Below are 13592 nucleotides of genomic sequence, written 5' to 3'. Positions count from 1 at the left end.
TATTTTCGCAACAAAGCCGAAGGTACCAAAAAAATGAAAAATAAGTTTTTCCAAGAAACAACCATAAACGGAAAGTTCGCTTATTATCTAGCGTTGATACTCATCCCGACGATCACTTTAACGTCGAACATTGAGTCAAAGGAGTCGGACAAAACGGAAGTCCCGTTCGCGACTGCCGAGGTGAAACAGGAACAGGATTCCCCCAAGCCTAAGACGAACTTGAGACGAGTCGATGAAAGAAAGGGCACCTGGACCTTCCAATGGGGTTATAATAGGACCGCTTTTTCTCAAAGCGATATCAATTTCAGAGGTCCCGGATACCATTTTACTTTAAAGAGCGTAGATGCCAGAGACAAACCCCAAAGTTTAGATTCCGCCTATGTCAATCCGACGTTATGGGAAACTCCTCAGTTCAATTTTAAGTTCGCATATTATATTACGGATCATTTTTTCATCTCCTTCGGAGAAGATCATATGAAATACGTAATGACTACCGGGCAGGCCGGAACGATTTCCGGTTATATCGACCCGTTAGCGATCGAACGGGCGCGATTCGCGACTTCTCCCGAATCCTCGGTATATCTATACGCCTTCCCGAATAATCTTAATCAGTTTGCCGGATACCACGGCGGCGGACAAACGGTGAATATCACGCCCGACTTTTTAAAGTTCGAGCATACCGACGGCTTGAACTTCTTCTTCATCGAACCCGGTTTTACGAATTCATTTTGGGTTTCGAAAGACGGAGAGCATGCTTTCAGTTTGGTAGGCTCTGCGGGAGGTGGACCTGTTATTTGTAGAAGCGACGTCCGGCTTTTCGGAGAAGGAAAGAATAATCACTTTCATTTGTCCGGATACGGAGTCACTGCGTACGTCGGAACCAGACTCGATCTGTTCAGGTCCTTCTTCATCGAATTCGGCGGAAGAGGCGGTTATATAGACTTAACAAATATTCTCACAACCGGAAGAAGCAAAGATAGAGCCACTCAAAACTTCGACTTTATGGAGATGATTGCTTCCGCCGGAACGACCTTTTAAAGAATCGAATCAATAGATGATATCCGGACTCCAGGGTTTTATTCGAAAATTAGAGGTGAACACCGTCCAATTGGACGTGCAAGGTGTGACCTATGAGATCACCATTTCGTTTAAAACCTATTTGGAGCTAAAGGATACTTATCTTGCGGGTAAAAAAGAGATTCTACTTCATATCCATCATTCGATTACCGAGCGTGGACAGCGTTTATTCGGTTTTCTGCATGAACGAGACAAGGAATTCTTTAAGGTAATGAAAGGATTACATGGAATCGGAGAAATGACCGCCTTAAAGGTCCTCTCCTTCTTCAGTCCTTGGGAATTGTATCGAATTGCTTCCTCCGGTCAGGCAAAGGATCTGGAAAAAATTCCAAAAGTCCGCGCCAAAACTTCGGAAAAGATTTTCTTCGAAGTGAAACAAAATATGAAAAAGCTAGAGTTATTTCTAGATGGCACACCGGCGGATCCGATCCCTTCGGATATACGCAGAGAAGAACTATCCTCTCCGGAAGATAGATTTAAAGAAACGGCAGTGCAAGCGTTAGTTCAGCTTGGCTTCGATGATAAATCGGCGCTTAAAGAAGTCGAAAAAGTCTTAAAAAAGCAAGAGTTTCAGGACACTGGCGAATTGGTTCGAGAAATTCTAAAGAATCTCTGAACGGATTGGGAAAAATTTCCTAAGCGGAAAATTGATTTCCGGATTCTATCCTTTCTTAGAGGCAAGAGAGATAATTCCTCTGGGAGGATCCTGACAATCCGACTGCGAGTGATCTTAGATATCCGAGTACTTAGAAAGGGTCAGAATCCCTGATTTCAAAAACTCTCTTGGGAGACTACGGCTAGATCGTAAAAATCCAAGATCCCACCCTCAATCGACTTAGACAAACCCGCTATTTATAGGATTAGGCGAATAGTATTAGAGCAATTTCTGTAATAACAGAATAAATTCTGTTATTACATCAAAAGAGCATTCCGTTTTTCCTGAATACCTCTCCTTTATTTTTCATGAAAAGTTAGACCTACGGACAAAAATAGCTTGCTTCAAATACTTCACATTTAAAGCATTAACACATGAACTAATTGTCCCGTTTATAGGAACGAGGCATAAATAAGGAGCAGAACAATGTTAGAAACTTTACTTTCCACGAATGAGGACCTGGCCCCTCTGATTCTTCGTATCACACTTGCCGCAGTGATCTTTCCTCACGGAGCTCAAAAGCTTTTAGGCTGGTTTGGTGGTTACGGCTTTAAAGGAACCTTTGGATATCTGACCCAACAAGCGGGCCTGCCTGCAATCGTTGCCACTCTCGTAATACTCGGAGAATCTCTCGGATCTGCGGCCGTTCTATTGGGTTTTCTAACTCGCTTTTCGGCGATAAGCATCGGAATCATTATGGTCGGAGCCGCCCTCACCCATAAGGGAAACGGTTTTTTTATGAACTGGTACGGAGCTCAAAAAGGGGAAGGATTTGAGTTCCATCTATTAGCGATTGGAATCGCGTTAACTCTCGGTTTCACCGGCGGAGGATTATATTCCATCGATCAGTTCATTCTCACCTTATTCTAAATTAAAAACCTGCTGCCTTTATAGGACCGAAATCTTTTGAGGGCAGCGGGATTTCTTCCAAATTAGATCCAATCCTCAATGTCCCCGAATACTTTTTTCTTCTTTCAAAAATTTCACCACCTATGTCTTTTCCAATTGCTAAGGAATTGGATTCAATGCGGTTTTTAGGAAAAAATCCCCACCCTTCCTGGGCGGGGGCCGGATCGGAGGTACCAGCGCCCTGCCGAAGAAACCCCGTATCACCAAATCGATTTTATCGCAACAATTTTAACTCGGCAGAATCTGTGGGAGCTCCCACATGTTTTCGAATACAAATTTTGCCAAACCGTTAGGACTATTCGCCAGTTTGAATAAACAGAGCCTCCATAGTTAGGAAATCGGAAACAATAGAACCGACTACGGGACTGTCTATGTCTCGGTTCCGTAAATTGTGTACGAAAGGAATGGACAGGAAATTCCGGCGTAAAATCCTTAGAAAAAGCGATTCGTATCCTTCTTAACCCCAATAAAAAGGCCAATTAATGAAAATTCATGAGTACCAGGCGAAAGAAATCCTGAGACGCCATAACGCGAAGGTTCCCTTCGGCGTAGTTATAGATCAAAAAACAGACGGAGCAAAAGCTTACGACGAAGTATCCGGAAAAACCGGAACTCCTGTCGTAGTCGTAAAAGCTCAGATCCATGCCGGCGGGCGCGGAAAAGGTGGCGGAGTCAAAGTGACTAAGACGAAAGACGACGCTCTCGCCGCCGTTGATAAAATTCTAGGCATGCAGCTCGTTACTCCCCAAACCGGGCACGAGGGAAAAAAAGTTCTAAAAGTTTATCTAGAGCAAGGAATCAATATCGCAAAAGAATATTATCTAAGTATTCTTTTGGACCGCTCCGTTCGGAAAACGATCATCATGGCTTCCACGGAAGGCGGAATGGAGATCGAAGAAGTCGCGGAAACTCATCCCGAAAAAATCCTAAAAATCGCATTAGATCCTGGAATCGGATTGCAGCCGAGCCAAGCTTCGCAACTCGCTTTCGACCTTGAATTGCCTGTCGAATCTCATAAATCCTTCAAAGCTTTACTTTCTTCCATTTACCAAGCTTATATCAAAGAAGACGCGTCTCTTTTGGAGATCAACCCGTTGATCTTAACCAAGGAAAACGAAATCGTCGCCGGAGATTGTAAAATGGACCTGGATGAAAATGCACTCTATCGTCATCCGGACAACGCGGCATTCCGTGATATTTCTGAAGAGGATCCTTTAGAAGTCAAAGCCAGCGAATACAATATTAATTACGTAAAATTGGATGGAAATATCGGCTGTATGGTTAACGGAGCCGGTCTCGCGATGGCTACCATGGACATCGTAAAATTAGCCGGAGCCGAGCCTGCAAACTTTTTGGACGTCGGCGGTGGAGCGAACGTGACCACGGTAACGAACGGATTTAAACTGATTTTAGGTGATCCGAACGTAAAAGGAATTTTCGTAAATATCTTTGGCGGAATCGTACGTTGCGATCGAGTCGCGACCGGTATCATTGAGGCGGCCAAAGCGGTGAATATCAATGTTCCTCTCGTAGTGCGATTGAAAGGGACCAACGCGGAAGAAGGAAAACGGATACTGAACGAATCCGGCCTGAATATCATCGCGGAAGAAGATCTGCGGACCGCAGCGAAAAAAGTGGCAGAAGCCATTAAATAAGAGATTAGGTATACTTAAACAAACATGGCAGTATTAGTAGATAGCAACACCCGAGTGGTAGTCCAAGGGATCACTGGAAAAGAAGGATCCTTTCATGCTCAACAAATGATCGAATACGGAACCAACGTAGTCGGCGGAGTCACTCCCGGAAAAGGCGGACAGAAAGCGGATCTGGTCGGTAAAGCGGTTCCGGTTTTTAATAGTCTAAAAGACGCGATTTTGAAGGAGGGAGCCAACGCTTCTATCATATTCGTCCCGCCTCCTTTTGCAGCGGATGCAATCCTAGAAGGAATCTTCAATGAAATTCCATTGGTGGTTTGTATCACCGAAGGAATCCCGACTCACGATATGCTCAAGGTATACAGTGCCCTTAGAAGCTCTAAAACGCGCTTGATCGGCCCGAACTGTCCCGGGATAATTTCTCCCAAATACCATGTAAAAATGGGTATTATGCCCGGATTTATTCACCAGGCAGGCTCGATCGGGATCGTTTCCCGTTCAGGAACCCTAACCTACGAGTCAGTCGCGCAGTTAAGTCAGCAGAATCTGGGACAATCCACGGTAATCGGTATCGGCGGAGACCCGGTTCCGGGCATGAACCATACTGAAGCGGTCAAACTCTTAAACGAAGATTCTGAAACGAAAGGGATTGTCATGATCGGTGAGATCGGCGGGACTTCCGAAGAAGAAGCTGCCGAATACATTAAACACAATGTAAAAAAACCGGTCGTAGGTTTTATTGCAGGACAAACCGCACCTCCGGGTAAGAGAATGGGCCATGCGGGCGCCATCATCAGCGGCGGAATGGGAACTGCTTCCTCAAAAATGAAAGCGATGAGCGAAGCGGGTATCCACGTCTGTCAATCCATCGCCGAAGTCGGCGAAAAAATGAAGAAGGCGATCGGCTAAAACCGGTCTAATTTGGGGCACAAATAGGAGGTTACTATGAAAGACTACCAGGAACAATCAAAGCGATTTTCATACATTTCTGCTGTGAAAGCGTTTGCCTGGGGGGCCATCCTAGTTGTGTCCCAATTCGGCTTACTTGCCCAATCGGGCACGAAACAACTCAAATTAACGACTGAAGAAACCGTCAAGCGCGCTCTGGAGAGTAACTTTAACCTCCAGAATCTCCGATACCAATTGGTAAAATCGGATTCCGATTATTTAAAAGCCGAATCCAAATATTCCTGGAGAATCGTCGCCGACGGAACCTTCAACCAAACGATATTGCCGTTTAACCAGAACAACGTCTTTACCGGTAACAAAATCTCGGATGATACGATGAAAGGCGGGATCGAAAAAACGATTCGGGCTACGGGAACGTACTTTAAAATCGAAGCAGGAAATAGACGATTCGACTCGAACGCATTCGAAGATAAAAGCAACCCGTTCACTGCAAGTTTCTCGGGTTTAGGACTTCCGCCATTATATACCGGCTTTCTTCGCTTAACATTTAGCCAAGACCTTATGAAAAACGCATTCGGTTATCAAGGTCGAAACGAAGAGAAAATTTTAGAGAAGCAAACTCAGATTGCCAAGAACCAAGTCTCGCAACAAATTTCCCAAGCAATCGTGGACTCGCTTTTGGATTTCTGGGATTATTCGATCAAACTGCATTCTTTAAAAACGTATAGAAAACTTCAGGAAAACGTAAAAGACATCCGTAATCTTACGATGCGTAAGCAAGGTCTCGGTCTGTCCGAAGGTTTCGAAGTCAATCAATGGAATTCCCTACTCGCCCAAGCCGATAGTCAACTTGAGACGGCAATAGTTCAAAAGGACGAGTCCAAAAGAAAACTGACTCGCGAACTTAAATTGGATGATGGAACCGAACTTTCCGAAGAAACGGATTTGCTGGAAGAAATTCCCGAAAAGCCGGATTATACTAAGGATTTGGCGATCGCATACCAAAAGAGAGCGGATTACTTAAACGCAATTAAACAGAAAGAGATCGCCGAGGTTCTGCTAAAGAATGCGAAGAATAACCAGCTTCCTAGCTTGACTCTTTCCGGAACGGCCGCTTCGCAAGCGCAAACTCTCGCTTCTCCGCAAAAGAATTACAGCGACCCCGCAGACGGAGTGACCTCTTTCAAATACAAGGATTACCAAAGTAAATTAGCGTTTTCTTATCCTTTATTCGATAAGGGCGTTTATGCAGGAAGGCGGGATTCTGAGATCGGAGTTCGTCAGGCAGTGCTCGCGGAACAGGACATTAAAAACCAAGTCCGGGACGATGTCAGAGGAAGAATCGATTCTCTAGAAGCAAGTTATAGAATATACAAAAATTCGATCGTTACGGAGCGCGAGACTCAGAGTTATTATAACGGAGTTCTGCGTAGCTTTCGACAAGGCCGAGCCGATGCGGTGGCTGTAAAGAACGCTTTAGATACCTTGGTTCAAGACCAGCTTAGTTTAACCCAAGCGAAAGTGAATTTTAATATCGATTTAATGCGCTATTATATCGCAAAGAATACGCTCTTAGAACGTTTCGATTTGAGTGTGGATAAACTGCTTCCAAACGTAGAATAAAGCGGGAGACTAAGTTCACTTTTGAAGCGTGGATTTTTCCTTTCTCTTTTCGGAATAGCGATCCTAATTTTGTGCGTCGTTCTGGCTTGGAAATTTTGGCCCAAACCTTCCGATACGATCTATGAAAATTTCAAAAAAGGGAAATGGGAAAAAGTCGTTAAATCAGTTCGTTTATTGACTGATCCTTCCCCGTACGATTTATTTTACGCTTCACAATCGTTAGTTTCTTTTAATGCGGAATTGAAAAAGTTAGAACCTTCCGAACAAGTTCAGGAGGCCTCTCGTTTTTCTTCCGCCTATAAAATTCCTTATATCGGAACGGGCAACGAAGTCACCTTTCCGGTTTTCGAGGATGTTTTCCTTTCCCAATTGTCTCCCGGCAGCTTTCTCCGTCAAAAGGCGATCGCCTATCGTTTAGAAACCGCTTCGGATTGGGAAGACGAGACGAGCTTTGTCAAATCTCTAAAGGAATTCTCCAAAAGCAATCCGATCGTACTTGGCCCGAAATATTCATTAGTACTTCGTAAAGCATTAAGAAGAGAAACGAGTCTTTCGGAGTCGGATAAAAAAAATCTGGAAGAAAGATTAGGTTTTTTGAGTACTCGAGAAGAGTCCTCGTTCTTCGGCGGAAAACTTAAAAATGTCGGAGAAAATACGAATCTTAGAACGGGTCCAGGAACCGAAAATCCGGGTCGAACCAGATTAAAAAAGGGAGTTTCCCTATTCGTCCTGGATAAGGATCCCCGTTCGGAAACGATAGGCGGGAAAAAAGGAAACTGGCTGCAAGTTTTCGTTCCGGAATTGCCGGCCGTAGGTTGGATCTTTTCTTCGTTTACCGAGGAGGATCCGTTTCCGACGGAGAAAGCCGAGTCGATGCTTGTCGGATTTTCGGACTCTGAGAAAAGCCAAGCCTGGGACTTCGCATTTTGGGAGCCCGAACAATCTCCCCCGGGATTTCACGGTGATTATATTAAAACCGAAAAGATTGCGTTAGACGGCGATTACGGAATCGTTCTTTATCGCTCTCAAAATGGAAAATATAGAGAAATTTGTAGATTAGTGGAAGAACCGTTTCGATCCTTGGAATTTTTAACTGCAAGTTTAAGCGGCGAGGATAGCGTTCCTCTGTTTAGATTATATTCGGGACAGCCGGGAAGCTGGAACCTAGCGTTTCAAATCGACCTTGATAGTGAAAGCGTCTCAATCAATAGGAACAAATATATTATCGGAAATGCTTCGAGCAAGCGCCGATTCCAACTCGCGATTTCACCGACTGAATCCGGAAGCAATGCACTTGCTTCCCTTCTAGTCGGAGAAAATATCGTATTACAAGGAATCCGACCGGAGGAAGAATTTTCACCCGGAGAGGAAACCAGATATAAGCTTTGTCTTCTCCAGCCGGAAAAGCGCTCGGATTCGAATTTGGCTGCATTCCGATTTAAATTTCAGCTCTAAGAGCAAAGATCGCAAAAGGAGAAAGAAAAACTAAATGCCTACTTACGAATATAGATGCAGAAACTGTGGTCAAACTTTCGAATTCTTTCAATCGATGAAAGACGAACCTTTAAAAGAATGTATCCTCTGCAAGAATGGCGAAGTGGATCGCCTAATTTCAAACGGTGGCGGAATCATATTTAAAGGCTCGGGATTTTACGTAACCGACAATAAGGCTCCCGGATCTTCTTCCGGCAACGGTTCACCTTCTTCCACTCCGTCCGACTCTTCATCCAAATAATCTTGGGACGTTTAGGAATCTTAGCGGGAGGAGGCAACCTTCCGGAAATCGGAATGAGAGAAGCATTGGCCGCAGGCGAAGATCCGCTTTTTCTTTCCATTGCCGAATCCGACTTTAAAACCGGAAATTATCCTGATCGAGTCATCCCGATTCATATCGCAAAAATAGGCGGGCTATTCAAATCCTGCAAAGCCAACAAGATCGACCGCCTCTTACTTTTAGGAAAAGTAAAAAAAGAGATCATTTTTAAGAGCTTAAATTTCGATTTAAAGGCGATCGCTCTCTTAGCGAGAATGGTCAACAAACACGATTACTCTATCTTTAAAACGATAGCCGAAGATTTCGAAAAAGAAGGAATAAAGATCCTTTCCCAGAAAACATATCTGCAATCGTTACTTTTGCCGGAAGGTCGGTACACCAAAAAGCCGTTGGACAAAAAGCAACTCGCGGATGTCGAATTCGGAATGGAATATGCCGAAAAAATCGCGAATCTGGATATTGGACAAACCGTCATCGTTTTGGATAAATCGGTGCTCGCAGTGGAGGCGGTGGAAGGAACGGACAAGGCAATTGAGCGAGGCGGATCGTTCGCAAAGAAAGATAAAGCCGTTGTTTGTAAGAGTTCCAAACCGAGTCAAGACGATAGATTCGACCTCCCCACAGTGGGCCTGGAAACCTTAAAAACGATGAAAGATAATAATTGCGGAACCCTCTCTCTTCGAGAAGGAGAAACCATCGTGGTCGATCCGACGGAATTTATTCGCCTTGCCGAAAAATTGAAAATACATATCTTGAGTATCGGCCGTGGTAACCTCTCGAAAATCAACCGTATCCAAAAAAGCATCTCAAAAGCATAAGAAAGGTCTCGAAAAGAACAAACATATCGTTCGAGAATGGACAGATAGTTCCTCGCCTGTGTTCCTCTTCTTGGCTGGAGAACATTCAGGCGATCTGCTCGGAGGGGAACTCATCAAGGAACTAAGAAAGTCTTATCCGGATTCGCCTTTCTTCGGTGTAGGCGGCCCCCGAATGATCGAAGAAGGCTTCGACTCCATTGAAAATATGGAAGAGTTATCGGTGATCGGCTTCACTGCCGTCTTATTCAAATATAAATTTCTGAAAGCGCTTATGGAAAAGCTGGTGGACGAAGCTATTGCGCGTTCATGCACGCACGCAGTATTAGTCGATTATCCGGGATTTAACTTACGGTTGGCCGAGCGGTTAAAAGCCCTCGGTATTAAAGTCATCTTCTACGTTTCTCCGCAACTATGGGCTTGGAAATTCGATCGAATCTTTACCATCAAAGAAAACGTGGATTTAATGCTGGTTCTCTTTCCTTTTGAAAAGGAGCTTTATGATAAATACGAGATCCGTAGCGTTTTTGTCGGCCATCCGATTGCCCAGCGGATAAAGGAAAAAATCAAGAAGGAGCTGCCGATTCCGAATACCGGGGAAGATCGTCCTCATTCTTCGTTTATCGTAACATTAATGCCGGGATCTCGAGGCGGAGAGATTCGGCGCATTTTAGGAACTCTGATACAGACTGCAAAACTTCTGCATTCCGATTTAGAAGCGGAAAAAAAACATGTCCGATTTCTTCTTCCTAACATCAATATTAAAGAAGAAGAATATATACAAAAATCCATCGAACATGCGCAGGCTCAGCTTCCGGGATTGAATATCGAATACTATTTCGATCGATCGTTGCGTGCCATCGAGGCTGCCGATTTGGTCCTTGTAGCATCGGGTACCGCCACGTTAGAAGTCGTATATTTTGAAAAGCCGATGATCATCCTGTATAAAGTCAGCTTTTTAACTTATGTAATCGCTTCCCGCTTTATTAGAACTCCGTTTATCGGGTTAGTTAATATTCTCTCGGGAAGAGAAACCGCGCGGGAATTGATTCAAGCCGAATGCACGCCGGAAATCGCCCGCGAAGAGGCCCTTGCGATCCTGAAGAATAAAAAATATAGAAACGCGATGATAGAAGAAATCTCTTCCGTAAAGCAATCTTTAGGAGAAGATCCTACTGCGCGAAATGCAGCAAAAGCGATCGTTCATTTTCTAAAAGAGAAACATTAAAAAATCCATAAAGATTCGTTAATGTTTCGAGATAGTATCACTCTAAAATACAGCCGTCTTTAGTTTCGCGAAACTTTGTAAAGAACGGAGTCGAAACTGCGGGAATAAACGAATCCGACGAAGTCGATTGGGAACTTCCAGTGATGGAATAACGCAAAGCGGAAGGCTCTACGTAAACTGCAGCTGTCGCATTAAAATTCCCCGACTTCCAGGAAAGGTTACGTAACGGCGGATTACCCGGGTCGCTGTAATCGAACTCCATTTCAAAATCCGGTTGAAGCGGCAAAGGAAAATTGGCCGCCCCCTTCCAGCGAAGACCGTTAAGCCGAACTTCCTGCAAGCTTAGATTGAAATGATCGTAAAAATCCAGGAAATTATTTCCAAAAAACCGAATGTTCCCTTTTCCCGTAACGGTTTCCGGAATTAAATCTTTTCCGCAAAATCGAAATGCCGGAACTTTCCAAGGGAGCTGAACGCCTTCGAAATCGAAATTGAAATACGGACTCTCGTTCCCGTACGTAAAATAGGAACTAATTTTCGCATCCGCAACTCCGGAAAGTTTTCCTTCCAGCCTGGATTGATATGGAATTAACTTAACATTAAGTGATAATTCCCCCATATTAGAAAGGCTTCTTTGCAAGCGAATCTGCTTCGAATGAACCTTTAAATTGCCGGTAGGAAATTCCAAAAAATATTTAAAGATAGGCGTTCGAACAAAGCGAATCTCCGGAATTAATTTTTCCATCCGAGTTCGGACGTCTTCCCGGACCATCTGTCTTAAACTTCGATACCAGGTTAAGTAATCTTCCAATACCAGCGACTCGGTATCCAGTTCGAGATTATACTCCCCTTGAAGAGGGTAATACGCTGAACCGTCCCCTTTCAGAGCCTTCTTAAATGCGGTTTTTCCGCTCGCTTTTGCCGTTAAGGGAAACCCGAATTGTGAACCTTTCAAACTAGCGCCGAATATTCCTGCGAGATTCCATTCGAATATTCCTTCGTCGATCTTAAGATCCAGATCCGCGTCCTTCCATCGGAAATTCCTAACGGCCAAGCTACTTTCGAATTTTAGCCAATCTCCGAAATTACCGGTTTCCTTGCCTTTCCAAAACAGTTTTACCCCGCCTCCGAACGATTCTAGCTGTCCGGTAAACGGTAGAAAATCCCTGAGACGATCTATATCGGCTACTTCCAATTTTAAATTCCAGGAACGTAGACCTTTATCGGTTCTGTCTCGTGCAAGTTCTAAAAAATCGTCTCCGTCGTAGATTCGATGGTATTCTTTGTACGTTAACTCCTGGGATGATCGCGCCCATTCGTGGTCCAGATTTACATTCTTCCAAAGCCAGGGTTCTTCGCGAAGAGGTAAATCCTGAAGAACCTCTCCGGTTACTCCCGAAAATTCCGTTTTACCGCTTACTTTTAGGATAGTTCCGTCAGTCTCAAGTAACGCTTTACCCGAAATCTTGCCACTCTGAGGAAAAAAAGGTGAAAATTCCGAATATAAACCTCCGATCGCACTTGCTCTAGCATTCCTAAAATCTAATGAAAGGGACATTCCTTTCGAACCGATATCCGTCGCGAACGTACCGTTAACGTAACGTAGGCCGGGCCAAGGAAAAACCGAATCAGAAATTCCGACGTTGATCTTCGATCCTTCTTTGCGAATCAGAAAATCCACTCCTCGAACTTCTTCCAAAAGCTTTTTTTCTCCCTTGGAAATCGACACTGTCGTATTCTCTAGTCGAATCTCTGGAATATTCACTTTATGAATATATCCGAGAATTTCACCGGAAATTTTATCTTCTAGATCCAGCGAAATTTGGGCGTCTCGAATCCGAATGGCGCGAACGGAAGGAGTTCCTTTCCAAAGTCCCCGTAAGACTAATTCGATTTTGTTTGCCTTAAAAATAAGATGTTGGGCTGCAAAGTCTTCGTCGCTGGAAATCTTTAGATCTTCGATAAAAACATGATTAGGAAATTCATATTCCACGACGCCTAGAGCTACGGCCCTCCCCAATTCTTCGTTTATAAAGTTGCGGGAAAGTTCTTTAACTGCACGCAGATCCAAGATACGACGAACAAAATACCACTCTGCGCCTTCTTTCGCTGCTGCTAAAAGTAGAAGAAAAATAATCGCGGATACTGAAATCCTCCGAAAAGATTTACGTTCCATCGTTCGTTTGGCCCGAATAAAAAATACTCGGGAGTATTTGTACGCGAAAAAGGGAACCCGAATCTTTACTTCGATCCGGTCCCTTACGATGAAAGAGTTTTTAGGAAGTGGAAAGGAAAGTCGAATTATCGCGGAAGGAGTTGCGCGATTTTTTCCGAGGTCTCCCGTAGTACGGCGCTCTCTGGAAATTTCTGCAATCCTTCTTCCAGAACCATCTGGCATCTTTTGTATTCCTTAATCCGATAGAAACTAACGACAACAGTTTCGTAATAGAACAAGTCTTTCTCAAAATTCTTATCCCGAGCTGCACGACCTAAAATTCCCAGAGCCTGGCCGTATTTTTCATCTTCGAAATACGCCTTTGCCCACATTTTTTTACGATTAGCCGATTCGAAGTCTCTATCAATATTATCGGATTTACGGAAGTGAACAATCGCATTACCATAATCGTTAATTCCCAAATATGCCGAACCGAGATAATGGTCCAGATGCAGAAGGTTTTTTCCTTCCTTGGAATTTTGGAGTTCTTTTAAGACAAGCGAAGCTTCTTTAAAGGATTCGATTTTCAGTAGAAGTTTTGATTTTTGGAGAAGAAGTTCCGACCTTTTTTTGTCTTCAGTGCTGGTCGTTTGCAGTTGGGCATCTATGATTTTTATCTCGGCTCTAACCTGGGACTCCAAGTTGGCTGAAACCGCCGTATCTCTCTGTGCCGTAGCGCAGGAAAAGAGGGTTAGGTTTCCAAGTATCAATATCGTGAGATATTTATTCATT

At 44.0% G+C, this 13592-nt stretch carries 12 protein-coding genes; 10 read left to right on the top strand and 2 right to left on the bottom strand.

Going from position 1 to position 13592, the window contains the following annotated elements; genetic code table 11:
* Window positions 1-33 precede the first annotated feature (33 nt).
* The 10 genes from LEP1GSC058_RS17345 to lpxB all read left to right on the top strand — a co-directional run bounded on the left by LEP1GSC058_RS17345 (window position 34) and on the right by lpxB (window position 10645).
* On the top strand, window positions 34-1038 hold the full coding sequence (locus tag LEP1GSC058_RS17345) for a hypothetical protein (RefSeq protein ID WP_016550086.1): 1005 nt from the start codon (window positions 34-36) through the stop codon (window positions 1036-1038).
* A gap of 16 nt (window positions 1039-1054) precedes the next feature.
* On the top strand, window positions 1055-1693 hold the full coding sequence (ruvA, locus tag LEP1GSC058_RS17340; RefSeq protein WP_016550641.1) for a Holliday junction branch migration protein RuvA: 639 nt from the start codon (window positions 1055-1057) through the stop codon (window positions 1691-1693).
* A gap of 465 nt (window positions 1694-2158) precedes the next feature.
* Window positions 2159-2602 (top strand): DoxX family protein, encoded by a 444-nt coding sequence (locus LEP1GSC058_RS17335; protein ID WP_016550801.1) that lies wholly within the window; start codon window positions 2159-2161, stop codon window positions 2600-2602.
* Window positions 2603-3123: 521 nt separating this feature from the next.
* Window positions 3124-4296, top strand: coding sequence for an ADP-forming succinate--CoA ligase subunit beta (gene sucC, locus LEP1GSC058_RS17330; RefSeq protein ID WP_016549816.1), 1173 nt, complete (start codon window positions 3124-3126; stop codon window positions 4294-4296).
* 24 nt (window positions 4297-4320) lie between these two features.
* A complete protein-coding gene (gene sucD, locus LEP1GSC058_RS17325) occupies window positions 4321-5205 on the top strand; it encodes a succinate--CoA ligase subunit alpha (RefSeq protein WP_016550405.1) in 885 nt (294 codons plus the stop codon).
* A 75-nt stretch (window positions 5206-5280) separates the two neighbouring features.
* Complete coding sequence (locus tag LEP1GSC058_RS17320) at window positions 5281-6828, top strand: TolC family protein (RefSeq protein WP_408605708.1); 1548 nt, start codon at window positions 5281-5283, stop codon at window positions 6826-6828.
* Window positions 6829-6849: 21 nt separating this feature from the next.
* Window positions 6850-8283, top strand: a complete 1434-nt coding sequence (locus LEP1GSC058_RS17315) for an SH3 domain-containing protein (RefSeq protein WP_016549813.1) — start codon at window positions 6850-6852, stop codon at window positions 8281-8283.
* A 34-nt stretch (window positions 8284-8317) separates the two neighbouring features.
* Entirely contained in the window at window positions 8318-8563 is a 246-nt protein-coding gene (locus LEP1GSC058_RS17310; RefSeq protein ID WP_016551003.1) for an FmdB family zinc ribbon protein, read from the top strand.
* 2 nt (window positions 8564-8565) lie between these two features.
* Window positions 8566-9420, top strand: coding sequence for an LpxI family protein (locus LEP1GSC058_RS17305; RefSeq protein ID WP_016550992.1), 855 nt, complete (start codon window positions 8566-8568; stop codon window positions 9418-9420).
* Complete coding sequence (gene lpxB, locus LEP1GSC058_RS17300; RefSeq protein WP_084680423.1) at window positions 9368-10645, top strand: lipid-A-disaccharide synthase; 1278 nt, start codon at window positions 9368-9370, stop codon at window positions 10643-10645. Before LEP1GSC058_RS17305 ends, lpxB begins: the two co-directional genes overlap by 53 nt.
* Before the next feature lie 37 nt (window positions 10646-10682).
* On the opposite strand, the gene LEP1GSC058_RS17295 is transcribed toward lpxB, so the two are convergent.
* A complete protein-coding gene (locus LEP1GSC058_RS17295; protein WP_016550367.1) occupies window positions 10683-12821 on the bottom strand; it encodes an LIC_12586 family protein in 2139 nt (712 codons plus the stop codon).
* A 125-nt stretch (window positions 12822-12946) separates the two neighbouring features.
* Window positions 12947-13591: a tetratricopeptide repeat protein gene (locus LEP1GSC058_RS17290; RefSeq protein ID WP_016549414.1), complete on the bottom strand. Its 645-nt coding sequence runs from the start codon at window positions 13589-13591 to the stop codon at window positions 12947-12949.
* Between the last annotated feature and the right edge of the window lies 1 nt (window position 13592).

The organism is Leptospira fainei serovar Hurstbridge str. BUT 6 (assembly GCF_000306235.2).
In the GTDB taxonomy this organism is placed as follows: Bacteria; Spirochaetota; Leptospiria; order Leptospirales; family Leptospiraceae; genus Leptospira_B; species Leptospira_B fainei.
Note: the sequence above shows the minus strand (reverse complement) of the source record. Positions and strands in the feature narration are given on the sequence as shown.